The sequence below is a fragment of the Methanocalculus sp. MC3 genome, from assembly GCF_054767395.1.
Genome location: NZ_BAABMP010000001.1, coordinates 30,087 through 55,554, shown reverse-complemented (window position 1 = coordinate 55,554; position 25,468 = coordinate 30,087). Strand labels below are relative to the sequence as shown.

The 25,468-nt window shown below is 53.5% G+C and carries 29 protein-coding genes; 16 read left to right on the top strand and 13 right to left on the bottom strand.

Annotation, left to right across the window (positions count from 1 at the left end; translation table 11 throughout):
- Window positions 1-3 precede the first annotated feature (3 nt).
- A complete protein-coding gene (gene ribC, locus ACYUBO_RS00265; protein ID WP_300328100.1) occupies window positions 4-465 on the bottom strand; it encodes a riboflavin synthase in 462 nt (153 codons plus the stop codon).
- Window positions 462-1,592, bottom strand: coding sequence for a pyridoxal-phosphate-dependent aminotransferase family protein (locus ACYUBO_RS00260; protein ID WP_460371476.1), 1,131 nt, complete (start codon window positions 1,590-1,592; stop codon window positions 462-464). The genes ribC and ACYUBO_RS00260 overlap by 4 nt, the downstream gene beginning before the upstream one ends.
- A 52-nt stretch (window positions 1,593-1,644) precedes the next feature.
- Between ACYUBO_RS00260 and purE the strand changes: the two genes are divergently transcribed.
- Window positions 1,645-2,034 (top strand): 5-(carboxyamino)imidazole ribonucleotide mutase, encoded by a 390-nt coding sequence (gene purE, locus ACYUBO_RS00255; protein WP_300328094.1) that lies wholly within the window; start codon window positions 1,645-1,647, stop codon window positions 2,032-2,034.
- A gap of 18 nt (window positions 2,035-2,052) precedes the next feature.
- Here the strand turns inward: purE and thiC are convergent, their stop codons facing one another.
- A complete protein-coding gene (gene thiC, locus ACYUBO_RS00250) occupies window positions 2,053-3,357 on the bottom strand; it encodes a phosphomethylpyrimidine synthase ThiC (protein WP_460371474.1) in 1,305 nt (434 codons plus the stop codon).
- On the opposite strand from thiC, the gene ACYUBO_RS00245 reads away from it, so the two are divergent.
- The 6 genes from ACYUBO_RS00245 to ACYUBO_RS00220 all read left to right on the top strand — a co-directional run bounded on the left by ACYUBO_RS00245 (window position 3,356) and on the right by ACYUBO_RS00220 (window position 6,537).
- Window positions 3,356-3,958: an MBL fold metallo-hydrolase gene (locus ACYUBO_RS00245; RefSeq protein WP_460371472.1), complete on the top strand. Its 603-nt coding sequence runs from the start codon at window positions 3,356-3,358 to the stop codon at window positions 3,956-3,958. The genes thiC and ACYUBO_RS00245 overlap by 2 nt on opposite strands.
- A complete protein-coding gene (locus tag ACYUBO_RS00240; protein ID WP_460371470.1) occupies window positions 3,951-4,376 on the top strand; it encodes a GIY-YIG nuclease family protein in 426 nt (141 codons plus the stop codon). Before ACYUBO_RS00245 ends, ACYUBO_RS00240 begins: the two co-directional genes overlap by 8 nt.
- A 24-nt stretch (window positions 4,377-4,400) precedes the next feature.
- Window positions 4,401-4,955, top strand: a complete 555-nt coding sequence (locus ACYUBO_RS00235) for a flavodoxin family protein (RefSeq protein ID WP_460371468.1) — start codon at window positions 4,401-4,403, stop codon at window positions 4,953-4,955.
- Window positions 4,948-5,145 (top strand): hypothetical protein, encoded by a 198-nt coding sequence (locus tag ACYUBO_RS00230; protein WP_460371466.1) that lies wholly within the window; start codon window positions 4,948-4,950, stop codon window positions 5,143-5,145. The genes ACYUBO_RS00235 and ACYUBO_RS00230 overlap by 8 nt, the downstream gene beginning before the upstream one ends.
- 73 nt (window positions 5,146-5,218) lie before the next feature.
- Window positions 5,219-6,346, top strand: coding sequence for an IS256 family transposase (locus tag ACYUBO_RS00225; RefSeq protein ID WP_460371464.1), 1,128 nt, complete (start codon window positions 5,219-5,221; stop codon window positions 6,344-6,346).
- Window positions 6,347-6,399: 53 nt separating this feature from the next.
- Window positions 6,400-6,537, top strand: coding sequence for a DUF1805 domain-containing protein (locus tag ACYUBO_RS00220; protein ID WP_460371462.1), 138 nt, complete (start codon window positions 6,400-6,402; stop codon window positions 6,535-6,537).
- 3 nt (window positions 6,538-6,540) lie between these two features.
- Here the strand turns inward: ACYUBO_RS00220 and pdxT are convergent, their stop codons facing one another.
- From pdxT to ACYUBO_RS00190, 6 genes are all read right to left on the bottom strand, one after another.
- Window positions 6,541-7,116, bottom strand: coding sequence for a pyridoxal 5'-phosphate synthase glutaminase subunit PdxT (gene pdxT, locus ACYUBO_RS00215; RefSeq protein WP_460371461.1), 576 nt, complete (start codon window positions 7,114-7,116; stop codon window positions 6,541-6,543).
- Window positions 7,106-8,002 (bottom strand): pyridoxal 5'-phosphate synthase lyase subunit PdxS, encoded by an 897-nt coding sequence (gene pdxS, locus ACYUBO_RS00210; RefSeq protein WP_460371458.1) that lies wholly within the window; start codon window positions 8,000-8,002, stop codon window positions 7,106-7,108. The genes pdxT and pdxS overlap by 11 nt, the downstream gene beginning before the upstream one ends.
- A 118-nt stretch (window positions 8,003-8,120) precedes the next feature.
- Complete coding sequence (gene cbiB, locus ACYUBO_RS00205) at window positions 8,121-9,074, bottom strand: adenosylcobinamide-phosphate synthase CbiB (RefSeq protein ID WP_460371456.1); 954 nt, start codon at window positions 9,072-9,074, stop codon at window positions 8,121-8,123.
- Window positions 9,047-9,601 (bottom strand): DUF7524 family protein, encoded by a 555-nt coding sequence (locus ACYUBO_RS00200; protein WP_300328060.1) that lies wholly within the window; start codon window positions 9,599-9,601, stop codon window positions 9,047-9,049. The genes cbiB and ACYUBO_RS00200 overlap by 28 nt, the downstream gene beginning before the upstream one ends.
- 14 nt (window positions 9,602-9,615) lie before the next feature.
- Window positions 9,616-9,801, bottom strand: a complete 186-nt coding sequence (locus ACYUBO_RS00195) for a methytransferase partner Trm112 (protein ID WP_300328058.1) — start codon at window positions 9,799-9,801, stop codon at window positions 9,616-9,618.
- Complete coding sequence (locus tag ACYUBO_RS00190) at window positions 9,798-10,808, bottom strand: adenylosuccinate synthetase (RefSeq protein ID WP_300328055.1); 1,011 nt, start codon at window positions 10,806-10,808, stop codon at window positions 9,798-9,800. The genes ACYUBO_RS00195 and ACYUBO_RS00190 overlap by 4 nt, the downstream gene beginning before the upstream one ends.
- 130 nt (window positions 10,809-10,938) lie before the next feature.
- On the opposite strand from ACYUBO_RS00190, the gene ACYUBO_RS00185 reads away from it, so the two are divergent.
- Window positions 10,939-11,604, top strand: a complete 666-nt coding sequence (locus ACYUBO_RS00185; RefSeq protein ID WP_300328053.1) for a S24/S26 family peptidase — start codon at window positions 10,939-10,941, stop codon at window positions 11,602-11,604.
- An 11-nt stretch (window positions 11,605-11,615) separates the two neighbouring features.
- The gene (gene cofH, locus ACYUBO_RS00180) at window positions 11,616-12,701 is read left to right on the top strand and encodes a 5-amino-6-(D-ribitylamino)uracil--L-tyrosine 4-hydroxyphenyl transferase CofH (RefSeq protein WP_460371453.1); all 1,086 of its coding nucleotides are present in this window, start codon (window positions 11,616-11,618) and stop codon (window positions 12,699-12,701) included.
- A 25-nt stretch (window positions 12,702-12,726) separates the two neighbouring features.
- On the opposite strand, the gene ACYUBO_RS00175 is transcribed toward cofH, so the two are convergent.
- Entirely contained in the window at window positions 12,727-13,077 is a 351-nt protein-coding gene (locus ACYUBO_RS00175; protein WP_460371451.1) for a hypothetical protein, read from the bottom strand.
- A gap of 98 nt (window positions 13,078-13,175) precedes the next feature.
- Between ACYUBO_RS00175 and ACYUBO_RS00170 the strand changes: the two genes are divergently transcribed.
- The 4 genes from ACYUBO_RS00170 to ACYUBO_RS00155 all read left to right on the top strand — a co-directional run bounded on the left by ACYUBO_RS00170 (window position 13,176) and on the right by ACYUBO_RS00155 (window position 18,897).
- Complete coding sequence (locus tag ACYUBO_RS00170) at window positions 13,176-14,543, top strand: PAS domain S-box protein (RefSeq protein ID WP_460371449.1); 1,368 nt, start codon at window positions 13,176-13,178, stop codon at window positions 14,541-14,543.
- Window positions 14,544-14,679: 136 nt separating this feature from the next.
- The gene (locus ACYUBO_RS00165) at window positions 14,680-16,329 is read left to right on the top strand and encodes a sensor histidine kinase (RefSeq protein ID WP_460372416.1); all 1,650 of its coding nucleotides are present in this window, start codon (window positions 14,680-14,682) and stop codon (window positions 16,327-16,329) included.
- Window positions 16,326-18,236 (top strand): YgiQ family radical SAM protein, encoded by a 1,911-nt coding sequence (locus ACYUBO_RS00160; protein ID WP_460371447.1) that lies wholly within the window; start codon window positions 16,326-16,328, stop codon window positions 18,234-18,236. Before ACYUBO_RS00165 ends, ACYUBO_RS00160 begins: the two co-directional genes overlap by 4 nt.
- Window positions 18,169-18,897: a PEGA domain-containing protein gene (locus ACYUBO_RS00155; protein WP_460371445.1), complete on the top strand. Its 729-nt coding sequence runs from the start codon at window positions 18,169-18,171 to the stop codon at window positions 18,895-18,897. The genes ACYUBO_RS00160 and ACYUBO_RS00155 overlap by 68 nt, the downstream gene beginning before the upstream one ends.
- Here the strand turns inward: ACYUBO_RS00155 and ACYUBO_RS00150 are convergent.
- Entirely contained in the window at window positions 18,894-19,373 is a 480-nt protein-coding gene (locus tag ACYUBO_RS00150) for a chemotaxis protein CheW (RefSeq protein ID WP_300328032.1), read from the bottom strand. The two genes, ACYUBO_RS00155 and ACYUBO_RS00150, sit on opposite strands and share 4 nt — an antisense overlap.
- Window positions 19,374-19,523: 150 nt before the next feature.
- Here ACYUBO_RS00150 and ACYUBO_RS00145 point away from each other — a divergent pair, with 150 nt between their 5' ends.
- Together ACYUBO_RS00145 and ACYUBO_RS00140 are read left to right on the top strand one after the other, a co-directional pair.
- Window positions 19,524-20,840 carry a PEGA domain-containing protein gene (locus tag ACYUBO_RS00145; RefSeq protein ID WP_460371443.1) on the top strand — a complete coding sequence of 439 codons (1,317 nt, stop codon included), beginning with the start codon at window positions 19,524-19,526 and terminating at the stop codon, window positions 20,838-20,840.
- Window positions 20,841-20,891: 51 nt separating this feature from the next.
- Window positions 20,892-21,350, top strand: a complete 459-nt coding sequence (locus tag ACYUBO_RS00140; RefSeq protein ID WP_460371442.1) for a CBS domain-containing protein — start codon at window positions 20,892-20,894, stop codon at window positions 21,348-21,350.
- Here ACYUBO_RS00140 and ACYUBO_RS00135 read toward each other — a convergent pair.
- The gene (locus tag ACYUBO_RS00135) at window positions 21,316-22,476 is read right to left on the bottom strand and encodes a cation:proton antiporter (RefSeq protein WP_460371441.1); all 1,161 of its coding nucleotides are present in this window, start codon (window positions 22,474-22,476) and stop codon (window positions 21,316-21,318) included. The genes ACYUBO_RS00140 and ACYUBO_RS00135 overlap by 35 nt on opposite strands.
- Window positions 22,477-22,536: 60 nt before the next feature.
- Here ACYUBO_RS00135 and ACYUBO_RS00130 point away from each other — a divergent pair, with 60 nt between their 5' ends.
- Entirely contained in the window at window positions 22,537-24,576 is a 2,040-nt protein-coding gene (locus ACYUBO_RS00130; protein WP_460371439.1) for an acetate--CoA ligase family protein, read from the top strand.
- Between the two features lies 1 nt (window position 24,577).
- Here ACYUBO_RS00130 and ACYUBO_RS00125 read toward each other — a convergent pair whose 3' ends face one another.
- The gene (locus tag ACYUBO_RS00125; protein WP_460371437.1) at window positions 24,578-25,435 is read right to left on the bottom strand and encodes a nucleoside 2-deoxyribosyltransferase; all 858 of its coding nucleotides are present in this window, start codon (window positions 25,433-25,435) and stop codon (window positions 24,578-24,580) included.
- Window positions 25,436-25,468: the final 33 nt, after the last annotated feature.

Here is a 25,468-nt window from a genome sequence, read left to right as displayed (position 1 = left end):
CTCCTATTGTCGTGCAGGACCGGCATCAGGGAATCCCTGCCGCTGGCCGGTGCCCGCATCCCGCTCAAGCTCCCGTGGATAGAACAGCAGCTTGACGGCATTTACTGCATGCTCCCGTGTCCTCTGTTCAAGGAGCCATGCAAGCTCGCGGTCATCTTTTGCCTCATCCTCATGGACGAAGACCTCAATGATATGCTTGTTCGTCATCAGCATGGCGAGCTGAAGGCCCTGCGATGCCTCATGTGCGCAGAGTTTATCCTTATCCTTCCCGCCCGGCATCCCAAGTGCCATCACGAGATCGCAGCCACGTTCTTCGATGAGCTTCTTGCAGGCTACCGGGAGATCCTTAATCCCGGGCACTGTATACCGCTCAATACTGACGGTGGCATGGCGCTTGAGCTCATCGATAGCCGCTGCACCCATATTCACCCGTGCGAAGGTCGTGTCTGCGATCCCTATCTTCATACCAGCACCTCAAGGGCGGCTGAAACACCATCTGCCGCCGGGGTATATCCAAGTTTCTGAAGGGTGCCCTGCACCGCAGCCAGTGTTGCAAGCACTTCATAGGTGCCGACTGCACCCATCGTTCCGATCCTGAAGATCTTTCCTTTCAACCGATCCTGGCCGCCTGCGATCTGGATACCGGTCTTCTTCACACCGGAACGGAGATCGGAGTCGCTGATCCCATCAGGATACAGAATCGCGGTTGCCGTATTGGATGGCGAGTGAAGTGCATCTGATACCGGCAGCAGGTCAAGCCCCCAGGCAGCTGCCGCCGCACGCACAGCATCCGCAAGTTTCCTGTGGCGTGCAATCCGGTTTTCCAGACCTTCCTCTTCTGCAATGAGGCATGCCTCACGGAATGCAAAGAAGAGCGGCACTGCCGGAGTATAGGGGGTCTCCATCGGCTTCTTCGATGCAGCCTTCCGATATGCCTTCAGATCAAGGTAATAGGGGCGTTTCTCTGAGAGGCGCTCCCACGCCCGCTCCGATACCGATACCGCAGAGAGCCCGGCAGGGGCGGCAAGGCATTTCTGCGAGCCGACGATCGCAATATCTGCTCCCCATTCATCTGCTGCCACATTCTCGCCGCCGATGGAGGTGATCCCGTCCATGATGAAGAGGGCATCATGCTTCCGGGCAAGCTTCCCGACTTCTGCTGCGGGATTGAGAATACCGGCAGAAGTCTCGTTATGGACCATCGTTACGACTTCGGCACCGTTCTCAAGCGCCTCTGCAAGCGCATCAAGCCGGAGCGGGTGCCCCCATTCTGATTCGATAGCCGTAATATCGCCATAACGCCCTCCAATCTCCGCAAGCCGCTCACCGAACTTGCCGTTTACCAGCGAGACGATCTTTCTGCCGACACCGACATTCCCAATCGCCGCCTCCATACCGGCAGTCCCGGAGCCGCTCAGGAGAAAGATCTCGTTTTTGGTCCCGAAGAAGGGCTTCAGAGCCCTGACGCAGTCTGCATAAACCCCGCCAAACTCTTCACCGCGATGATTAATCGCCTGCCGGCTCATCGCATTTATCACCCGTTCCGGCATAGGCACCGGCCCTGGCATCATAAGGAGTAATTCGTTCTGCATCCTGATCGTCCGTACTATAAGAAGATAAACCTCTTAATAGATAGTGAAGCCTATGGTCGACGTAGCTGTCATCGCAGGATCCCAATCAGACGAAGCGATCGTTCGCAAAGTCTGCGCAACACTCGATGAATATGGCCTGAGCTATGAGGAGAAGGTAATATCTGCCCATCGTGACCCCGAACTGCTTGTGGAGTATGTCAGGGCAAGCGATGCAAAGGTCTTTATTGGAATCGCCGGGATGTCCGCCGCTCTTCCCGGCGTTATCGCCTCAAAAACCAAAAGACCCGTCATTGGTGTCCCGGTCGCCGGGAAACAGATGGGTGGCCTTGATGCCCTTCTCTCCATCGTCCAGATGCCAAAAGGTGTACCGGTCGCCTGTGTCGCAGTCGACGGTGGCGAGAACGCCGCACACCTTGCCGCGCGGATTATCGGGGTTGCATAAGGCAATCCCCAGACCCACTTATTCCCTTTTCTGCAGAAGATCCCGCACCATCTTCACTGCACAGAGATCCCCGCACATCGAGCAGGTCTCACGCTCGGAGTCCCGGTCATGGATTGAACGGGCATAGTCTGGGAAGAGCATCTCGGCATACTGTGCCTCCCAGTCGAGATCCCGCCGTGCAACAGCCATCCGAATCTCCTCGGGAGACCCGCTCACGCCCCCCCGCCGGGTGATATCCCCGACATGGGCGGCGATCCTGGCAACACGCGTCCCCTCGATGATCTCTTCGACATTGGGGAGCGCCAGATGCTCTGCGGGGGAGACCATGCAGAGGAAATCCGCTCCCGAAGATGCGGCGATCGCCCCTCCGATGGCGCCTACTACATGATCATATCCGGTCGCGATATCGGTGACGAGCGGGCCGAGGAGGTACAGGGGCGCATGATCGGTCACCTCTTTGATCACCTTCACATTCCACGCGACCTCGTTGATCGGGATATGGCCGGGCCCCTCGATCATCCGCTGGACACCCGCATCAAGGGCACCGCGGGCAAGCTTTCCGAGGGTTAAGTATTCAGTCGTCTTGGCAAGGCGGCCGCTGTCAACGAGTGCACCCGGACGCATCCCGTCACCCAGGCTGATCGTGACATCATCTTCTGCAAGGATCTCAAGGAGATAGTCATACTCCGAGTAGAGCGGGTTCTCCTCGCCGGTTGCTACCATCCATGCCACATGGAATGCCCCGCCCCGTGAAACGACACCAAGCATCCGGGGATCGATCCTGAGGGCTTCAAGCGCATCCTGGTTCACCCCGCAATGGAGGGTCAGGAAATCCACGCCCTGCCGGCATTGATCCCGGATCACCGAGAAGAGGAGATCGGCGGTGAGATCGGCAGCTGATCCCGCCCGCCTGATCGCCTCATAGATGGGAACGGTCCCAACCGGCACCGGCAGCGAGAGGATCTTCTTTCGGATCGCCGTAAGATCCCCTGCTGTCGAGAGATCCATCAGGGCATCGGCACCCGCGGAGAGGGCTGCCTCAGCCTTCCTCATCTCAAGATCCAGATCACACCGCCCCTGGGATGTGCCGATGTTCACATTCACTTTGACCCTGCACCCTTCTCCAATGGCAGCAGGGCGGATCTCACGCCGCTGGTTGGCAGGAACAGCAATACGCCCACTGGCGATGGATTTTGCCATCTTTTCCGGAGGGATGCCTTCTGCTTCTGCCAGATCGTTCAGCCCTGAAGGCAGGCCGGACTGGCACTGCCTGATGAGTGAGTGCATAAGAACCATCTGTCTGGAGAGCTTATTATCCTGCATGCCAATCCAGTGGATTCCCGGTAGCGGCTGGCAGGCGAACTCCTATATCATCGGTGAGGTGCTGATCGATGCCGGAGTTTTTCCCATGGCGCTTGAGCGGTTTTCCGACCAGATTAAAAGGATCATTCTGACGCACGGCCATTTTGACCACATCGCCCACCTTGCTGAAATTCAGGCGATGACCGGGGCAGAGGTCTATATCCATGAAGAGGATGCAATTGCCCTTCGATCTGAAGTGGAGAGCCTCTCATTTAATTTCGGTGCACGTCCCCCCATGATACTACCGGATCATATCCTCACTGACGGCGACCGGATTGGTGAACTCCGGGTGATCCATACCCCGGGCCATACCAGGGGAAGTATCTGTCTCTATGATGAAACAGAACGCGCACTCATCTCCGGTGACACCGTCTTCCCTCATGGATCATTTGGGAGGACAGACTTTCCCGGCGGAAGTACTGCCGATCTCAGGGCTTCGGTTGATAAACTGGTTCCCCTTGACGTGGACAGCCTCTATCCGGGGCATGAGCGGCCGGTGACAGAAGGTGCGAAAAAGCACCTCCTCGCCACGCAACAGAGCCTCAGAACATATTATGGATAAAGGGATCTATGCCCTGATCCTCAGGGCTGACGCCAAAACGATCCAGGTTGGAGCACTTGGCGGTATCACAATACCAAAAGGATACCCCATCTATGTGGGTTCCGCACTTGGTCCGGGCGGCCTCATCCGGGTACAGCGCCATCTCACAACATCACAGGACAGACGGAAGCCGCACTGGCATATCGATTATCTCCTTCAGGACAGGGGAATCTCACTTATTGCGAGTGTATCGGCAGCTACATCATCCAGGCTTGAATGTTCCCTGGCAGAGGCGATCGGGGGTGATTTTATCCCGCAATTTGGATGTTCTGATTGTAGATGCAGATCCCACCTCTTTGTACGACCGGATGATCCAACCGAAGAGGTGACCAAGGCATTTGTATCCATTGGTCTTGTAGCCTCGATCACAAGGTATTAGTCATACCAGACAAAGGATACCCCTATGAAGGTTCTTGGGATATCCGGGAGTATGAGGGCGGGGGGAAACACCGCCATCCTTGTTCAGGAGGTGCTCAACCATATCTCTGAAAAAGGGATTCCTACTGAGTACATCACCCTTGCAGGCAAACATATCCATCCCTGTATCGGGTGCGAAAAATGCAAGGAAGAGAAGTGGTGCACGATCAAAAACGATGACTGGCCGGAGATTGCAGAGAAGATGATACACGCGGACCTCCTTGTGATCGGATCTCCCACCTATTACTTTGATGTATCCGGACAGGTGAAGAACCTGATCGACCGTACTTACTCACTTTATCATGACCGCCGTCTTGCCGGGCGGAAAGCTGTGGCAATCACCATCTGCGCAGATAAGGGAGGCTCGCGGGCACTCGAAACCCTTGAGGCATTCCTCTCAACCCATGAATATGGATACCTTGGCCACATCATCGGAAGAGGATACCTGCCGGGCGATGTCCGATCCGATACCGTCGCCATGAGCTCTGCAAAGACGATAGCAGATCGGATCGTCTCCTATTTCGGAACACTGGATGATTAAACCAGAGGGAAGAGAATTGATCCACACAACAATTCAACTCAATAACCAGTCAGCAGACGGATATGCAATCCCTGTCGGGCCTGTGAATCTCGTCTTCATCAAAACAGAAGAAGGGATGATAGGGTGCGGCGCCTTTGATATCGCTGCACTTGAGCGGTTCGGTATCCCGGCAGCGAAGATGAAACGGTAACGTAACAAATCTTCTGTAAAATTTAAATTGGCCCTGCAGCCTACCATAGTTTGTCGAAAGGAGACACAGGGCCATGGATACCTATGCATTTATCGAAGATTATCTTTCCGATAATCAGAATGGCATGAAGAATCTGATCACTTGGTTCCTCAACCAGGTGATGCTTATGGAAGCGCTCCAACAGGCAGGAGCCGGTCATTATGAACGAACTGATGAGCGAAAGGCTCTTCGGAACGGGTACAAGTCACGGACGCTTAAAACCCGATATGGAGAGACGACGCTTCAGAAACCACAGTTTCGGAATATGCCCTTTGAAACACAGATTTTTGGGAAATACTCCCGTGTTGAGAAGGCATTGGTGAACGCTATCGTTGAGTCCTATCTTCAAGGTGTTTCGACACGGAGGATCCAGGATATTGTTAGTCATCTTGGTATCGAACAGCTCTCTCCTGCCTCTGTATCACGGATGGCCAGAGATCTGGATGAGCAGGTTCAGGCATTCCTCACGAGACCCATTGAACACAAGATTCCCTATCTCATCGTTGATGCATCGTACTTTAAAGTCAGAGAAGGTGTTCGATATGTCAACAAGGCAGCTTTGATTGTTGCTGGAATTCGTGAGGACTATCGAAGAGAGGTTCTCGGGGTCACCATCACTGCATGCGAGAATGAAGATTTCTGGCTGTCAATCTTCGAAGACCTCAAGGAAAGAGGATTGGATGGAGTTCAAATGGTTGTTTCTGATGGACACACAGGGATCCAGAAGGCTGTTGAAGGAGCGTTCCTCGGAACATCCTGGCAGATGTGTCAGGTCCATTGTACACGAGCAGTTTTGAAGAATATCCCTCGCAAGATACAGAAAGAGATCGGTGACTGTCTGAGAGATGCCTACGGTAGTGAGGAAAGGCTTCAGGCTCTCGCTGATGAGTTAAATGACAAAGGATACAGGAAGGCAGCGAATACTATCGAGAGATTCATCCCCGGACTTTTGAGTTATACTGCGTTTCCAAAAGAACACTGGAAGAAAATCAGAACGACAAATATGATGGAGAGGATGAATAAAGAGTTGAAGCGGAGAACAAGGGTTGCAGGGGTGTTCCCGAATGATGAGTCCCTCCTCAGACTCATAGGAGCTATCTTGATGGACATCAACGAAGAGTGGGTGACGGGCAGAAGGTATTTGTCGGACGAGAGAGAATGATCAACCAAGGAGAGCAGGGTCAGAGAATTTACAGAAAGAAAGGTACGTTATCGATGAAACCGGTTGATGGACCATCTATTGCCACCATCGATGAGATCCTGGATGCGATGGTGAAGGAAGTTAACGTTCCCGCCACAAAACGTGGCATAGTCATCGGAATGACTGGAAAAGAAGCGCTCGAACACCTCTGAATATCAGAGGCCGAGCCTTTCAAGGAAGAGCCGGTGGAACCTCAGGTCCCCACCAAGTTCGGGGTGGAATGAAAACGCCATATGGAAGCCGTGCCGGATCGCAACGTACCCCTGCGGGAGGGACGCAAGCACCTCGGTTCCATACCCTACACGGGTGACCACAGGCGCCCGGATGAAGACCGCATGGAAGGGTGTTTCAAGACCTACACATTCGATATCAGCCTCAAATGATTCCCTTTGGCGGCCAAAGGCGTTCCGCTTTACGGTCATATCCATCACACCAAGCGGTTCAAAGAGGCTGTCATCCTGCACCTCGGATGCAAGCAGCACCATCCCCGCACAGGTGGCAAAGATACCGCCCTCATACTGCTGAAGGGGGCGGAGCATCCCCGCCTTCTGGATCAACCGCATGATGGTGGTGGATTCACCACCCGGGAGTGCGATCCCGTCAAACTTTTCAATATCGGATGCATCCCGGAAGAGGGAAACCTCTCCATCCGGGCCAAGCGCATCTTCGAATGCAGTTACATGCTCAGATACATCGCCCTGAAGGGCAAGCACACCGATCTTACCAGCCACGTGTCTGCAACCTCTCATCTGGAGTTAAGGTATGGACATCAATACCCGGCATTGCCTCGCCAAGACCGCGGCTTACCTCTGCGATCACCTTTGGATCATTGAAATGGTGGACAGTCTCGACGATCGCTTTTGCCATCTTCTCCGGGTTTTCTGATTTGAAGATCCCTGAGCCGACAAAGACACCGTCTGCACCAAGCTGCATCATCAGTGCTGCATCTGATGGGGTTGCGATTCCGCCTGCCGAGAAGTTTACAACCGGGAGCCGTCCGCGGTTTGCCACATCCAGAACCAGCTCTACAGGGGCTTCGATCTTCCGGGCATACCCTGCCCGTTCCTGATCATCCATTCCTTTCAGCATCCGGATCTCAGACTGGATCGCCCGCATGTGACGGACCGCCTCGACGACGTTTCCGGTGCCTGCTTCTCCCTTTGTCCGGATCATGGCAGCCCCTTCATTGATCCGCCTGAGCGCCTCGCCAAGGTTCCGGGCACCACAGACAAACGGCACCGAGAATGCCTTCTTGTCCACATGGAACTCCTCATCTGCCGGTGTCAGCACCTCGGACTCATCGATCATATCGACACCAAGCTCCTGGAGCACCTGTGCCTCGACAAAGTGGCCGATCCTGACCTTTGCCATCACCGGGATCGAGACAGCTTCTGTTATCTCAACGATCTTTGTCGGATCTGCCATCCGGGAGACACCCCCGGCTTTCCTGATATCAGCAGGGACCCGTTCGAGTGCCATCACAGCAACTGCACCTGCATTCTCTGCGATCACCGCCTGCTCAGCGGAGACAACATCCATGATGACGCCCCCCTTCTGCATGGATGCAAAACCCCGTTTCAGAAGCTCTGTTCCAAACTTCAGCTCTTCAAGAATCATGGGTTTATATGGATCAGTTGAACCGATAAATTATAGCATGGCCTGTTCAGGCGTTTTCAATATGAATGGGAGAAGAAGGATATTCCGCCACCAGATACTCCTTATTCTTTATTATACGTCACAGAAGAGGGAAAAGGGGGAAAATATCCCCGGATAGAAGAAAAGAAGAGAGAGACAGGAGGAGCAGGAGGAGCGAAAAGATCAGAGTCGCGCCCCGCACAGCAGCGATCACGCATCTTCCCCTCTCTCCAAGGGAGTGGAGAGAGTCCCCGATCCGGTATCCATCCGGCTTATCAAATACAATCCCGCATCCGCCCGCAATGAGCGCCATCGGAATGCCACCATTGAAACCCGGCCTCTTCTTTGCATCCCGTCGGAGAATAGAGAGAGCAGTTCTCCCCCGTCCCCGGAGCGCAAACCATACCAGAAGAAGGCAACCGGCAATCCGTGCAGGGATATAGGAGAGCACGTCATCTGCACGAGCAGAGAACCAGCCAAGCGCCTCCCGCTCATCCCGGTACCCGAGCATCGCATCCATCGTGTTGGCTGCCCGGTACATTGCGGCTCCGGGGAGGCCGAGAACTGCAAACCAAAAGATAGGGGCGATGATCGAATCAACAAGATTCTCGGCGACCGATTCATATGCTGCGGATCGGACCTGCTCGTCGGTGAGTGTGGCTGTCTTCCGGGAGACCATCATCGAGACGGCGGATCTCCCGGCATCGGGATCTGCCCTGAGCCCTTCTTCCACCGAGAACGCATGTTCTTCGAGGGATCTCCATGCGAAGGTACTCTTCAGGAGAAACGGTGCCGCGAGCAGGTAGAGCCACCATATTTCATATCCCCTCACCAGCTGATCAAAGAGAAGGAACGGGAGCATGAAGAGGATGACGGTCAGGAGCCAGAAGATGCAGCCGGCGATGCGGTGGAAACTTCGCCGGTATTCGGACGGCCGTCCCCACCATCCGATAAACCGTCCAAGGAGGGCAACCGGATGGTACGGGGTATGCGGATCCCCGATACACCGGTCAATAAGAAGGGCCGCTACCAGGATGGTTCCGGAGAGCGGCATGCAGTAACGACTCCAATCAGGAGAAGGAGTACGATAAAGACGGTGACGAATGCATCAACCGGTGCAAGCGTGGAACCGCGGAAGGAGAGCCAGACGAGGTAGGTGATGCAGGCAATGATACAGGGTATCAGGGTAAGCATATGAGGCATCTTCCTTCTTACCTGCTCCTCTTCCATCACCTCCACATCATCTTCAGGAATACAAACCGGGCATGCCTTGCTCACCACAACCTTCATCCGGGTTGTTCTGGCGCCATATCCGGTGATGAATTCGAGATCAAATATCCCGTCCCCCGAAGAATCCCGTATCGGTATACTGTAATCAATATCACCATCCACATAGAGATTTTCATGGAGAAAATCTGTGAAGCCATGCCCGTTCTGTGTCCTTATTGTGGCATGGGTTGGAGAGCCATAGTTTTTCAATCGAATGGACAGGTCGCTCCCTGCATCCACCGGGGCCTCACGTGCGGAGAGTTCGATGGTATTAACCCCCCGGCGGTTCAGATGCACATCAACGACAGTCATTCGATCAAAGACTCCTAATCTGTTGCCGACTCAGGAGGGAGCAGGTTTGGAATTCCCTCATGTATCGGATAGTCAAGGTGGCAGGCATCACACCTGAGGCTTCCTTCGAGGATCTCTTCTTCATTCTCCTCGGTCACTGTGAGGATAATATCGCCTTTGCATACAGGGCAGCAGAGAATATCCATCAGCCATCGTTTCATCGCTTCGTCCTCAGATCTATAATTTGTGAAAGTTCAGGCCCGGTTGAGATGATAGTCACAGGGCATCCAACATCTTCCTCTACCTGCCGGATGAAAACCTTTGCGGTCTCGGTGAGCTGATCGTACCTGGTCGCTCCATAACAGGCAGGATCAACCCTGTCAATACCGGTGATCGCAACCTGGGTGCAGCCATTGATCATGGCAGAATACCTTGCCATCTGGCCATCCCAGTTCCCGATCCGCCGCTCCCTGTGGGTGACAGTCCCATACTCAATAATACCCATCTCATGGGATTTGTCAAGGCTCATCTCGGTTGAGAAGGGTCCTTCGCCGACCCGTGTCGGGAATGCCTTGAAGACGACGATCACATCATCAATCTGTGTCGGCCCGACGCCACAATCCGCTGCAATCTGGGATGCAGAGGTATCCTTGCTTGTGACATACGGGTAGGTTCCAAAGTAGAGGGAGATCCCAAAACCCTGGGTACCTTCGAGGATCACGTTTTCGCCGTTCTTAATTGCGACATTCACCTTCTCTGCAACATCGACGATATAGGGAGCGAGTTCCGGGAGGTCTTTTGCCTGCCGGGAAATCCTGAGCACGCGGTCGGAATTTGCCGGCCCACACCCGGATCCGGTGCTCCCGATCTTCTTTGAGAGATGCTCGCTCTCCCTGTCGCGGGTAATATGCTCCTCTTCGATGACCCCGCAGCGTCCATCGATATAGATCCTGCCGGATGCCCCGACCAGATCCACCTCACGGAGAAAGACTCTGGGATCAACAAGAACACCAGACCCGATACAGAGATCGGCTTTTTCATAGACAAAGCCGGATGGAACCATCCGGACACCATATTCCTTCTCTCCCACTAAAACGGTGTGGCCGGCATTTGGTCCGACGCCACCACGGGAGATGATAGTCGGGTGATCCTGATGGGCGATGTGGGCAACGATCTTGCCTTTCCCTTCATCGCCAAAAAAGCCACCAACAATAATTGTACAGGGCATAGACGTATCAGTACATGTCTGTTGAGGAAGCTGATAAAATAGTTCCCCTCATAGAAAATAATCGAAATAGTGGTTCTTCTCATCCAATGAGAAAGCATCAAGAACGAGCCGTAACATACAGTAAACACAGATGACTCTATCGAAGAGGGCCCAAAGACAAGAGCCCGAGGAGAAGTCCCTCATCAGCCGGTTCAGAGAGAGCGATCATCCGGCGGTTTCACTTGCCCGTGATCTCCTCTGGGTTGCATGTGTTGTCGGAGGTGTGGCACTCATCCTCTTTCTGGCATCAGGAACGTGGCCTGCGGTTGTGGCTGTAGAATCCGGGAGTATGCTCCCCGAAATGCAGATCGGCGATCTCGTCTTCGTTGCTGCACCAGACCGGTTTGGAGCTCTGATCACTTCAGAAGAGGGCGTGGCATCCGGGCATCGCTCATTTGGGCATCCGGGCGATGTGATCATCTTCAGGCCAAATGGCGATGACAGTATCCACCCGATCATCCACCGTGCTCTGGTCAGGATCGATGCAGAGGTCGCAGAAAATGAACTTGCATTTCAGAATCCGCATGGCGGCATCATCACAAAAGGTGACAACAACCCGGTGATCGATCAGGTTACAACACATCCCGGTATCGGCAGAATCGAACCGGTTCAGGATGAGTGGATCATCGGCAAGGCCCTCTTTGCCATTCCGCTGGTTGGCTATCTCCCACTCCATATTGTTGAATTTGCAATCCTTATTATCGCCATTATTATTATCCAGGAATTGATCGCCTCAAGGCGGAGAGAGAAGAACTAAAGGGCAAAACCATGATTCAGACGAAGCAACTGATTGAAGACTGCCTCGGCGGCCACCGCCTCACCCATGACGAAGGGCTCCATCTGCTGAATGCAACAGGAAGAGATATCTTCTCCATCTGCTGCGCCGCAGATGAACTCAGGGAGGAGAAGGTCGGCGATGCCGTCACCTATGTCAGGAACCAGAATATCCACATCACCAATATCTGCAAAAACCTCTGTGGATTCTGTGCATTCGGGCGGAAAAAAAGCGATCCGGATGCCTTCTTTGATGACCCGGATCGCATCCGCCAGAAGGTGAAACTCGCCCTCTCACGGGATATCACCGAGATATGCCTCCTCTCCGGGGTTCACCCGGATTACACGATGGAGAGTTATGCAGAGATTATCAGAACTGTCCACGATGAGGCGCCAGGTATTGATATTCATACAGCCAGCCCTGATGAGGTCGCCTATATCGCTCACAAAAGCGGAATTTCTACCCGCGAGGCACTCGAGCGGCTGAAGGATGCAGGACTTGGCACCCTTCAGGGGACTGCTGCTGAGATCCTGGTCGATGATGTCCGGAAGGTGATCTGCCCGGCAAAAGTGGATACGGAAACATGGATTGGGATCATCAAAGAGGCGCATGGCATCGGGATCAGAAGCACATCAACGATCATGTACGGATCTGCCGAATCACCCACAGATCGGATGACACACCTCGGCATACTCAGGGATGTTCAGGACGAGACCGGGGGTTTCACCGAGCTTGTGCCCCTGTCGTATCTTCACCAGAACACCTCCCTCTATGAAAAGGGGCTCGCACCCGCAGGCGCAACCGGGAGGGAAGATCTCCTGATGATCGCCGTTTCACGGCTCTTCCTTGATAACTTCGATCATATCCAGGTTCCCTGGGGAAAATTCGGGATCAAGCTCACACAGATCGCTCTCGCATCAGGTGGGGACGATCTCGGCGGGACGATGTTCTCAGATGATGTCTCGGTTGAAGCGGGCGGATCAGAGGCAGGATACCTTGATCCAAAGACGATGGAGAGGATCTCAACAGATATCGGAAGGCGTCTCCTCCAGAGGACGACAAAATACAAAATCCTATGAAAATTTTCTATCCCCACGCCTTTTTTCAGGCATTCCCATTGATTCCTGAAAGAGCCTGAATCTCCAGCATATCGCTCATTTTGTAAGAAAAAATTAAAAGGAGGAGGGGTATGTACATGCCCGCACGGCACAGGATATAGTGACTGGTGTTGAAGGTGGCGTGCCCCGGTGCAACCATCTGACTGTCCGGGTAGTGATCGATTGACGCTATCGTGATCGATTGAGAGGTGTGTAGCCGGACACTATGGAATGAATGTCTGAACCTTTGAATTCTTGAGGTCGGCTGCACCCGGGGCAGGACGCACGCCTTCATCTGGATGGATGGGCGATACCGGAATCCATGGGATTCACAGTTGTCCATTACTACAAATGCCATTCTAGAATATAAATGTTTCCCTCAATGCTCGGCATTGATGCTAATTTTGATGCACGGCAATGTCGAAATACATTTATCCCGATCAGGCTATACCTACTATGATGCAATCGTACCCCGCCGAAATGAGCCGGATCACCGAACTCCTCAGGAGCAATCCGCGCGGAATGTCCGTCGGCGAGATCGCCTCATCCCTTGGTATCAACCGCAATACTGCTGCACGGTACCTCGATATGCTCCTTGTTGCAGGGCAAGTTGATAAACGGACATTTGGGAAGGCAAAAGTCTACTTCCTCTCCCAGCGGGTGCCGATACACGCGATGCTCAACAGCTCCTCTGACCTTGTGATGATACTGAATGCTGAAGGGCAGATCATCCAGGCTAACGATCAGATCCTCTCCTTCTGCAGAACCACCCGTGAGGAGACAGTCGGATTTCTCCTGGAAGAGACCAGGCTTGCCATCTTCTCCCACCCTGCCCTTATGGCCCAGATCAATGATCCCGGGAGAAAGATCGGATCAGGTGAGGTGATCCGGCTGATGAGAGGAGGTGATGAGCATTTCTTCCGCCAGAAGATCATCCAGACTGTCTTTGATAACGGGGGTCCCGGCATTACGATCATCCTTGAAGAGATCACCGACCAGGTCAGGGCAGAAGAGAAACTGCGGCAGAGTGAAGAGATGTTTCGGACACTTGTCTCCGATATCAGTGACGTGATCTGGGCAGCCGACGAGAAAGGGGCGATCACCTACATCAGCCCACGTGCAGAGACGGTCTGCGGCCTCTCCCCCGATGAGATGATAGGCTGCCGTTTTACGGACTTTATGAAAGATGATGAGAAGAAGCGGTTTCTCCGAACGATACAACCATCCATATCTGCCCGGACTGCATGGCCGCTTGTTGAATGCAACTTTATGAAGCCGGATAACCAGTCGATCGCAATCGAGCTCTCGGGAAACCCGATCATCATCAATGATGCAGAGAATCGTCCGGTACTCCTCGGATACCGGGGTTCATTCAGGAATGTCACCGAGAGAAACCGTGCTGTCAAGCAAGTCCGCCAGTGGAAGGAGTTTCTCACCTCTATTGTTGAGAACATCCCTGATATGGTCGCAGTTGAAGAGATGGACGATAATACCCTTGTTTTCTTTAATCATGCGGCAGAAGAGTTTATCGGATTTCCACGTGAATTTCTCGTCGGGCAGAAGCCTGATCGGATCTTCCCTGAAGAGTATGCTGCCTTCTGGGCACGGTCAACCGCAGAGGTTGAGAGACTTCAGGAAAGCATTCTTGCGATCCAGACCTTCTCACGGGGCGGGGAATCAGACCAGAGGATGCTCAGGACAAAGAAGATACCCATCTTCTCGAGCAAAGGGCAGATGCGGTATATACTCTCTATTATAACAGACATCACCGAGGAGAAGATTCCGGAGACCTTCCCAACCGACACTTTTCTTATGAAGACATAAAAGAGAGTGAAATCATCTCCCGTATTTTACTCCGTATCCTCTACACCTGTCATCATCTGCTGTATCCGGGGGGTATTTCCGGGAAGAATGAGATGAGAGCCTCCAGAATGTTTTTACTCCAGAAGAACGAAGTTCAATCATTATTAACAAAGAGAGGATTGATCCGGCGTACCATGAGGCAGGCCCAAAATGTGGCTCTCAAGCGGATGCCTCATTCCGGGATCAGGAGTATCTGTTTCTCGACGAGTGCTTTGAATCCTCCCCGCAATGTATCCTCATTCTGGAAGATGAGGTGATTATAAGGGCAAATGCTGCCTCCGGGGAATTCTTCGGGATAGCCCCGGATAATCTGATCGGGAGAACACCAGCGGATCTCTCCCCTGCCATGCAACCGGGTGAAGAGTCCTCTGTTGCACGGATGGGGATCCTGCTTGCCCAGCTGGAACGGGGACCCATAAAATTTGGGTGGATACATACGGCTGCCGGAGGGATCGAGAGGAAGACGGAGGTGATCTTAACACCGATCAGGATTGGGGAACGAAATCGGATCATGGCAAATATTACAGATATCACCCCCCTTATTGATGCACAACGAAAAGTTGCTTCCCAGTACCGCCTCCTCCAGATGACCAACACCGTGATCCTCGCAATGCATACCGAAGAGAAGATTGAGGATGCGCTCGCTGTTGCAGCGGACGAACTTCATGCCCTCTTTGAGAATACACTCATTGCCATCTATACAAACCGCCCGGATACAAGCGAAGCGCATCTTGCAGTCAGCAGGGGGAGTCTGCCCGGCCGCCCGGCAAGTAGAGTGCATATCTGCCTTCCCACAACAAAAGAACCGTATATTTCCGTATACAAAAGGGGAGAGCCCATCTTCTGTGAGATCCATGACGATCGGGTATCGGGCATCATCGGTATCAGGGAGGTCACTAATCCGAACTTTCCGACTGCTGTTGGGATCATCCCGCTCATCTCTGACGAGACGGTTCACGGTTCAATCAACCTCATCTCCCAGGGGAGGGAAGGTTTTGATACTGATGAACAGTCTCTCCTGATGAGTATCGGGAGAGAGATAGGCGGTGCCATCCGATCAGGCATGATGCGGGATGAACTGAAGACGGCAAATGATCTGGCACATCTCTTCCTTGATATTCTGGTCCATGATGTCAATAATGCCCATATGATCATCGGCGGAGGCCTTGAGCTCCTGAATGATGCGAATGACAAGGAGAGGGAGAGATATACAGGTATCATCAGATCCGCACTCGACACGGCAGCGGAGATCCATCGTAATGTTATGATGATCCGATCGATCCGCGAGGATGGAGACGAGAGCCAGAAACCGATCCCACTCGATCCTGTTATTCAAAGGGCAATGCCGTCAGGGGTTGATATCAGGTTTACACCATCGGGTGCAGTTGTCTATGCAGATGAGCTCCTCTCCGGGATCTTCTTTAATCTCTTCAGTAATGCGATGAAATACGGAGGATCAGGCTCAATGATCGGGGTTTCTGTCCGGGAAGAAGAGGATGAGGTGATTGTCACCATTGAGGACAACGGACCAGGGATTTCAGATGCAGATAAGGAACAGCTCTTTACCAGGAACCTGAGGATCGGATCAAAGAAGAAGGGGCTTGGAATAGGGCTCTATATCTGCATGACACTGGCTGAGCGGTACGGTGGATCTATCCGGGTAACTGACAGGGTTGCCGGAAGGCAGGAGGAGGGATCAGCATTCATCCTGACACTCCGCCGGGCCAGGGATACCGGTCTCACATGACCCGCAATCTTGTTGAAGAGCCTCGATTCCTCCCCATCAGCGGGAGGGAGAAAGAGAAACTCGGGATCGATTCCTTTGATATCATCATCGTCTCAGGCGATGCATATGTGGATCATCCCTCGTTTGCCGCTGCGATCCTCGGCCGTAATCTCTGGTCTGCCGGATATACCGTCGGGATCATCCCGCAGCCGGACTGGCAAAGTGACGAGGATTTTCTGGCACTGGGCACCCCACGCCTCTTCTTTGCCGTATCTGCCGGGAATGTCGATTCGATGGTGAATGCGTTTACCCCGAATAAAAAGCGCCGACATACGGACTCATATTCGCCCGGTGGGAGATTGAAACGGCCTGATCGAGCAACGATCGTCTACACGAACAAGCTCAGGTCACTCTTCAGGAACACCGCGATTGTGATCGGAGGGATCGAGGCGAGCCTCAGGCGGTTTGCACACTATGATTTCTGGTCTGATTCTGTCAGGCAGTCCATACTGGCAGATGCCCCTGCAGATCTGCTCGTCTATGGGATGGGTGAGCGGACACTGCGGCTGATCGCTGATCGGATGAGTACAGGGGATCCGATCCGATCCATCCGGGATATCCCCGGCACCTGCTGGACGATGCCGGTTGCCGAATGGAAGATCTCCGAGCATCAGGATTTCGTGATTCTTCCGGGTTATGCGGAGGTGAGGGAGAGTACAGTCCGGTATGCAGAAACATTTGCCGCCCATGCCCGCGAACAGGACCCGATCCGGGGGCATGCAGTGGCCCAGCCACATCCAAAGACAGTCGTGATCCAGAATCCCCCGGCGACGCCCCCCGATACAGCAGAGCTGGATGCCATCTACGATCATCCGTTTGCCCGCGCCGCCCATCCCCTGTACAGGGAGACGATACCTGCACTTGAGCCGGTCCGGTTCTCGATCATCAGCCACCGTGGCTGTTTTGGAGACTGCTCCTTCTGTGCACTTGCCCATCACCAGGGCAGAATAGTCTCAAGCCGGAGCGAGGATTCGATTGCGAATGAGGTGGATCGGATCAGCAGGATGAAAGCGTTCCGGGGCACGATCCAGGATGTCGGAGGGCCGTCTGCGAATATGTACGGCCTTTCCTGCAACCTCTGGAAGACTGCCGGTGGCTGTCCTGACCGATCCTGCGGACTGGACTGCAAAAGCCTCTCAACCGATCATGGCGCACTGATATCACTCCTTAAGCGGCTCCGGGAGATGCCGGGGATAAAACACGTCTTCTGTGGCTCCGGGGTACGGTTCGATCTCGCGCTTGCCGATCGATCCGGGTATATCAGGGAGCTTGTCCACCACCATGTCTCAGGCCAGCTGAAGGTTGCACCCGAGCATATAAGCCCGCATGTTCTGGAACTGATGAACAAGCCCGGAATATCAGCTTTCGAAGAGTTCAGAAGGGTCTTTCAGGAGAACCAGCCTGAAGAGAAGAAGAGGCAGTACCTGATCCCTTACTGGATCAGCTCACACCCGGGATGTACCATTCCTGATATGATCGATCTGGCCTGCTACATCAAAAGAACCGGGCTTGCTCCCGAGCAGGTGCAGGACTTCACCCCCACACCGATGACCAGATCAACGGCCATGTACCATACAGGAATAGATCCAGAGACGATGAAGAAGGTGCATATCCCGAAGGAGAGGGAGAGAACGATCCAGCGGGCTTTCCTCAGGTTCATGGATCCGGAGAATGCCCCACTCGTCAGGGAAGGGCTGCTCCGCTCTAACCGGGGAGATCTGATCGGCCATGGTACGGATGCACTCGTTCCTCCTGAGAGAAGGGAAACTGCATTATCAGGGAAGCATCATAGATCATCATATGAACCGGATTCTACTCGCAATAATCCTGATCGCAGGCCTTCTCGTACCAGGCGGAGCCGCCCTTGAAGCGGTGATCGGCGAGACGATCACGCTCGCTGGTTCTGCCCCCGGAGCCACAACCATCTACCTTTATGTGACCGGGCCAAACCTTGACTCCGCGGGAGTTACCCTGCACAACCCCTCACTGAGGGCAGCTGATGGCCAGTTTACCACCGCCAAAGTCTCCTCGTCAGGGAGATGGGAGTACAAATGGAATACCGCCGGAACCGGTCTTGATGCCGGAACCTACACCGTGTATGCGGTCGACCGGGCCGTGGACCGTCGCAATCTCCGGGATGCGTCATACAAGATCATTCCGGTGACGCTCAGAACCGGCGGGATCACCGTTTCTTTTACAACAGAAGAGCGGGGATCGCTCCAGGTGACGGTTGAGCCATATGGAGCCCGGGTTGAGATTGATGGCGAGTATGCCGGAGAGACGCCGCTTGGTATCTCCCTTCCTGTTGGAGGATATGCAGTTGACATCTCCCATGATGGCTACTATCCTTTTGGGATGAATGTGGTGATTTATAACGGAGATACCACCTCGATCGAACGGACGCTCAGGCAGATCGAGACACCGACACCCCAGCCTACAGAAACCATCCCAGCGACACCTGAAGCATCAGGATGGGTTCTTGCACTCATTGGAGCTGCACTCTGTATTGGGTTTGCAAAAAGGCACTAGACCTGCTGGGCATCTGCGAAGAAGCTGTCAAGAAGCCGCTTCATATCAAGCCAGAGGAGGAGGCGTTCTGTCTCTTCTTCATAGCCTTCTTTTGGTATTTTTATAATGCCACGAAGATAATCCGCCACCCTGTCACCGTACCCCTCGCAGGAGAGATCGATATCAGATTCCGGAACATGCATCACCGAGTGGACATCATCGACGATCATGCCGACATTTGAGCCCTGTGAGGCATCGGGAATGAGGACGATTATCTTCCGTTCACCATCGCTCTGATCGGCGATGGAGAGGAGGTGGTTTAATGAGAGAATAGTGGTGATCTCACCACGCAGGTTCATAATCCCCTTGATATAAGGGGGGGTGCGTGGAATCTCCGTGATTGGTTTCATCTCGACGATCTCACGGACGAGCTGGATATCGAGTGCATAGTGCTCCCCTCCAAGCTCAAATTCCACAATTTCGATATATTCATCCATTCTTCAATCACCTGCCCCAACATCTGGAAAAACCGGAAGATATAGTCCGTATTGGATGTATGTACGCCATCCATCTCTTATAAATTGATCCCGGAAAAAGATCCGATACTTATATATGTACATATTTCGTTTCGTATATCGGGATATCCCATGCTGATGATACGTTCGATTATTCTGGCTGCATTCGTTGTAATGCTGTGTGCAGCGATTCCTGCCTCCGCCCAGATAGGGGGAGATGTCGGGATCATCTCTGTCACCTCGGATCCTTCGGGAGCCGACGTGAACCTGGATGGACATTATGAAGGAACAACTCCGGTTGAGATCAAGATCTATACCACCGGCACACCGCCCGGATCGATCATCGTCTCAAAGTCCGGGTACAAGGCAAAAACGGTCTCTGCACCACAACCCTCAGCGGGACAGACCGAATACGTCCATGTGACACTTGAGCCGATCGCACCAACACCGACGCCGGTCTATGACGGGTACTTCTCGATTGATTCCAGCCCGCGGGGTGCAACCGTCAGGGTTGACGGGCGATACATCGGAACAACTCCGGTGACAGCCCAGGTTACCGCGGGAACGACACACCGCGTGCAGGTGGAATACCCCGGATATGATGCCTGGTCAGCAGTCTATACTGCATACTCAGGACAGACTACGAATATCTATGCAAGCCTCTCACCAACCCCACAGACTACCGGATACCTCTCAATCACCTCAAGCCCGTCAGGGGCCGATGTCTATGTTGACGGATCCTACCGTGGATACGCACCGATGACTGTCGGTAATCTCGTTGTCGGGGCTCACACCCTCGAACTCAGGCTCTCAGGATACCAGAAATCCACACAAACGGTGCAGATCTATTCCGGCCAGACAACAACCAAGAATGTAGTACTCTCGCCAAGCACCCCTTCCACCGGCTCGGTTTCAGTCCAGTCGTACCCCTCGGGTGCATCGATCTACCTTGATGGTAACTACCAGGGAAACACCTATCCAAACGATTACTTTGATATCATCGGGGTTTCAACAGGAACCCACTCGCTCATGCTGAGAAAGCCCGGGTACTATGACTACACCACAACAATCTCGGTCACCGGCGGCGGGATCAAGTACGTCAGCGGAACACTGACACCACAGACCGCTCCGGCAACAACCGGCAAGGCAAATGTCATGTCAGGGCCATCCGGCGCCGAAGTGTATGTTGACAACCTATTCCGCGGCTATTCTCCGGTACTGGTACCAGATCTCGCTGCGGGGACCCACTCAATCACCCTGAAGATGTCAGGATACAGTGACTGGATGAGTTCATTTGAAGTGACAGCAGGACAGACAACACCAGTATCTGCAACACTCACCCCGCAACCCGTGCCACCGGCACCCACACCATCAGGCAGCCTTCCGTTTGCTGTTATCGGAGCAATCGGGCTCCTTGGGGTTCTCCTCTTTGTTGCAAAGCGGAGATAACCAATACGAACCTTTTTTTCCAATCAGGTACAATCTGCCGGACTGAGACAGATGGCACCACCAGTTGACGATCGATCAGATAAAGTCCGATCGATCATGACACCGATCTCACGAACGATTTTACCCGATACTCCAATACGCGATCTCATCCAAATAGGCTCGGTTGAGGGGTGTGGGGACATTCCGGTAACTGCACCGGAGGGAACGTTCCTTGGTGTCATCACACCCCTTGATCTGATCGGATCGATTCTGCCGACAGTCGGAATACGGGGATCAGGATCTGCACGATGCATCACCTGCCACCTGAAGAAGGAGGGGGCAACCGCAAGGGATCTGATGAGCAGGGAGCATATTACAATTCATGAAGATGATTCTATCCTGAATGCGATGCAGTTGATGCAGCGGAACCGGCATGATGATCTCATTGTCGTCGACTCTCAAAACAGAGTTGCGGGAAGGATTGAAATCTGCCGGATTATACAGCATCTCCGGATCGCCGGAGAGCTTTGAATCCCATCCTGAAGAAGAGGGGAGCGATCAACACCGTCGCTATCACCATGACCGTCACCGTCGTGTAGAGAGCCGCGGTGATGATTCCGGCAGAGAGCGCAATCGTTGCAACGACAAGAGCCACCTCTCCACGCGGACAGAGTCCGATACCGACGATGAGAGCACTTACGGAGTCTGGAAGAAATGGCCTGGATCCGATATAGCCGCCGATGATCTTTCCTGAGAATGCAACCAGAACCAGCGGAAGAAGAAGAGGATCAAGGAATGTTTCAGCAGAGAGCGTCAGTGAAAGGCCGATTGATGCGAAGAAGATGGTGATAAGAAACCCAAGTCCCAGATCCGAGAGACTCCCCTCAATCGAACGATCAGGCCGAATCCGATCACTCAGTGCAAGACCTGCAAAAAAGGCACCGATAGCAAGATGGAGGCCGATAATATGGCTTACGGCAGCAGAGGAAAAAGCGATGATGAGACTTGCCGAATACGCGGTCTCATGAGACGCGTGCCGCCGCACCTTTGCATACAACCGCCCAAGGATACGACGGCCTCCGGTCACCATGAAGGTGAGGAAGATGAGAGCCAGAATGGCAGTGCCGGCAACAGAGGCAAGACCACCACCAAGGGCAAAGGCTGAGAGCGTTGCAAGCAGGAGAATGCCAATCAGATCATCAATGACGGCGCTTGTAATGATGATGCTTCCAATCGGTGAAGAGAGGGCATGTTCATCAACAAGTGTACGAACCGATATACCGATTGAGGTGATGGCAAGCGCGATCCCGAGGAAGACAGAGGTGATTATATCCATCCCGGTGAGGTACCCGAGGCCGAAACCTGAAGCGAACGGGATAGCGACACCAAAAAGAGCTGTTAATGTCCCTGCTTTTTCTGCTGAAGCGAGATTCTTGAGATCGGTCTCAATACCAGAGAGGAAGAGGAGGACGATCAGCCCGAGATCAGATAAGGCTCCGATCACCTCGTTTGGCTCGATGATCCCAAGAAGCGAGGGGCCAAGGATCAGACCTGCTGTGATCTCACCGACGAGTGCGGGATATCCGGCCCGCTCAACAAGTTCTCCTGCACCTTTTGCAACAAGAAGAAGGATCAGGATCTCAAGCACCACAAACATTCGTATTCTGCCATCTCCGGGATAAGGTATAAAGCCTTGCCGACCTATTCCGGAGTAGCTATGACAGTGAGGCATATATCCGGGCAGGATGCGTATTCTATCCTCTCCAAATACGGCATACCGGTGCCACGGGACGGGCTGGCGAGAGACGAAGACGAAGCGTCTTCTATCGCCCAAAGGATCGGGTATCCGGTTGTACTGAAGATCGAGTCCCCGGATATCCTCCATAAGAGCGATGTTGGTGGTGTCATACTCGGAATCAAGGATGAAAGGGAACTCAGAGAGGGATATGCCAGGCTGATCGAAAGGGCAGGGAATCTCCGGCCTGATGCCGGGATAATTGGTGTCCGGATCGAGGAGGAAGCGGCACCGGGACTCGAGATCCTGATTGGAGGAGCAAACGATCCGGCATTTGGAAAGACGATCACCTTCGGGCTCGGCGGAAAGCTGGTGGAACTTCTCAGGGATACTTCGATTAGGATCCTCCCTCTCGATAAAGAGGAGATCAGGTCTATGATCCGGGAGATCAAAGGGTATCAGCTGATACGGGGATTCCGTGATGAGCCTCCACGCGACGAGGAGGCGCTTGTTAATGCGATTGCCGCAGCAGCTGATCTCTTCCTCGATCACCCCGGATTCACCGAATTTGATATCAACCCCCTGATCCTCCATGAGGATGGCTGCATCGCAGTCGATGCCCGGTTCATCGAAGGGGAGCAGCAGAAACAGGAGGAGATGGCTCTTTTGCCACTTGATCCCGCTATACTGAAGCCCCGGTCAATTGCGATCGTCGGCGCAAGCCCTGATCAGGGAAAGATCGGCTATACAATCACAAGAAACCTCCTCTCTTTTCCCGGCAGGCTCTATCCGGTAAACCCCAGACATCAGGAGATCCTCGGGAGGAGGGCATATCAGAAGGTGACGGGGATTCCTGAAGCGGTTGACATGGCGGTGATTGCCGTGCCTGCGGCGGTAGTTCCGTCGATAATCTCGGATTGTGCCCGGAAGGGTGTCAGAACTGCGGTCATCATCTCATTTGGATTCCGGGAGTCCGGAGAGGAGGGAAAACTGCTCGAAGAGGAGATCGTCAGCATTGCGAGAAAGAACGGGCTTCGGATCATCGGGCCAAACAGCCTCGGGATCATGGTGCCGCCGGAACAGATCAATACAACCTTCAGCAACAATTCTGCAAACCCGGGACCCTTTGGATTCATCTCACAGAGCGGGGCATTGATAACAACGATTGTGGACTGGAGCATTCAGGAGGAGATCGGGTTTTCTGCTATCATCAGTGCCGGAAACCAGTCGGATATCAGTTTCGTCGATTACATCGATCTCCTCGCAAAAGATGAGAATACCTCTGTAATCATACTCTATATCGAGGAGATACGCGAGGGGAAGCGGTTCCTTGAGACTGTCTCCCAGGTATCAAAAGAGAAACCTGTGGTGGCGATCAAGGCCGGGAGATCCCGGATCGGGAGGGCAGCCGCTGCATCCCATACCGGTTCCCTTGCCGGCGACTACCAGACCTATCGTGCGGCATTTCGGCAGGGGGGAGTGGTTCCTGCCGACTCGATCAGATCCGCGTTCCAGATCGGGACAATACTCTCAGGGCAGGGCTATCCAAAAGGGAACCGGGCTGTTGTCGTGACGAGTGCGGGCGGTTTTGCGGTCCTCTCATCAGATTATGCAGAGAGGAACGGAATCGATCTCGTCATGCTCCCGGACGGGGTACATGCTGAGATGGATGCAATCCTCCCACCGGGATGGAGCGGCAGAAACCCGATCGATATGATCGGGGATTCAACCACAGGACGGTTTGCAAAGGCCTTTGATATTCTCCTGAAGAACCAGGATTTCTGGGATATTGCCATCATCATTTCTGCTCCGACCGCAATAGCAGATCCAAAGCAGCTTGCACTTGAGATCGTTCGGTTTGGCGAGCATACAGCGAATATGGTGGTTGCTGCCCTTCCCGGAGGGGATTCGGTGAAGCCCGGCTTTCCTGTCCTCAGGAGAGGCAGGGTGCCAGTCTTCAATGAGGTCGAGGATCTCTTCCGGGCTGTCGGGGAGATCCTGATGGCAACAAAGCAGGGCTGACTCAGTGGTGAAGCGGGGAGATGAGGGTGTGCGGCAGATCCTCTTTTCTGGTGACCACAACAGATGATCGCTCCAGCATCAGGTTCACATGCTCGTTATGACCTGCTTTCCTGAAATCTGTCCTGAGGGAAACAACGGGTATCCCTTTTGCATACGCATACCCAATCTCCCATGCGGTGCCTGAATCGGCATCGGCCCCGTCAATAATCGCAACCATCCAGTCTGTTGTTTTGAGTGCTTCACAGTGAGACTGGAAGATCTGATCTATTGCATCCTTATCGCGGCATGCCGAATCCTGACCCACCTCCTGGGGAAGATAGACCTCAAAACAATGGGTGGCAAGCAGATCCCTGATCAATTCATTGTATCGGCGTTCGGCTTCTGTGAAAAGCGGTGACGCAAGATAGACCCGGTACCGGGCGAAATCAAACGCATCAATAGCCGGTATTTCCCGGAATCGGGAGAGAAACACACCGCGGTGATTCACTTTCTCTTCAGGGCTGTACCAGGTGGTGTTCACTCCGCAGGCAGGCGATGAGTCTGCTCCGATGATGCAGAGCGGCTCCCCCCGCTGAAGGATGATCTGCCGCACCTCAATTTCAAGCCTGTCGATGAGAAGTTCGAATTCAGGTGTGTTCAGCCGCTCAGTGAATGTCCCGGGAGCCCGGTTCCTTCCGAGATAGAGCGTCTCTGCACAGGGAAGAGGAACAACCTCAAGCCCGAATGCCGAGCACCTTTTCAGGCAGCCTGCATATGCCCTGAGATCCTCATCCCGAGTGATCCCTTCAGCCCGGAGAGAGGGATCGAGGATACAGGGTGCAACCATCACATACATGACAGCTTTATTGGTGCTTCTCATTGATGGATTGATCGCGGTGCTTGATGTGATATG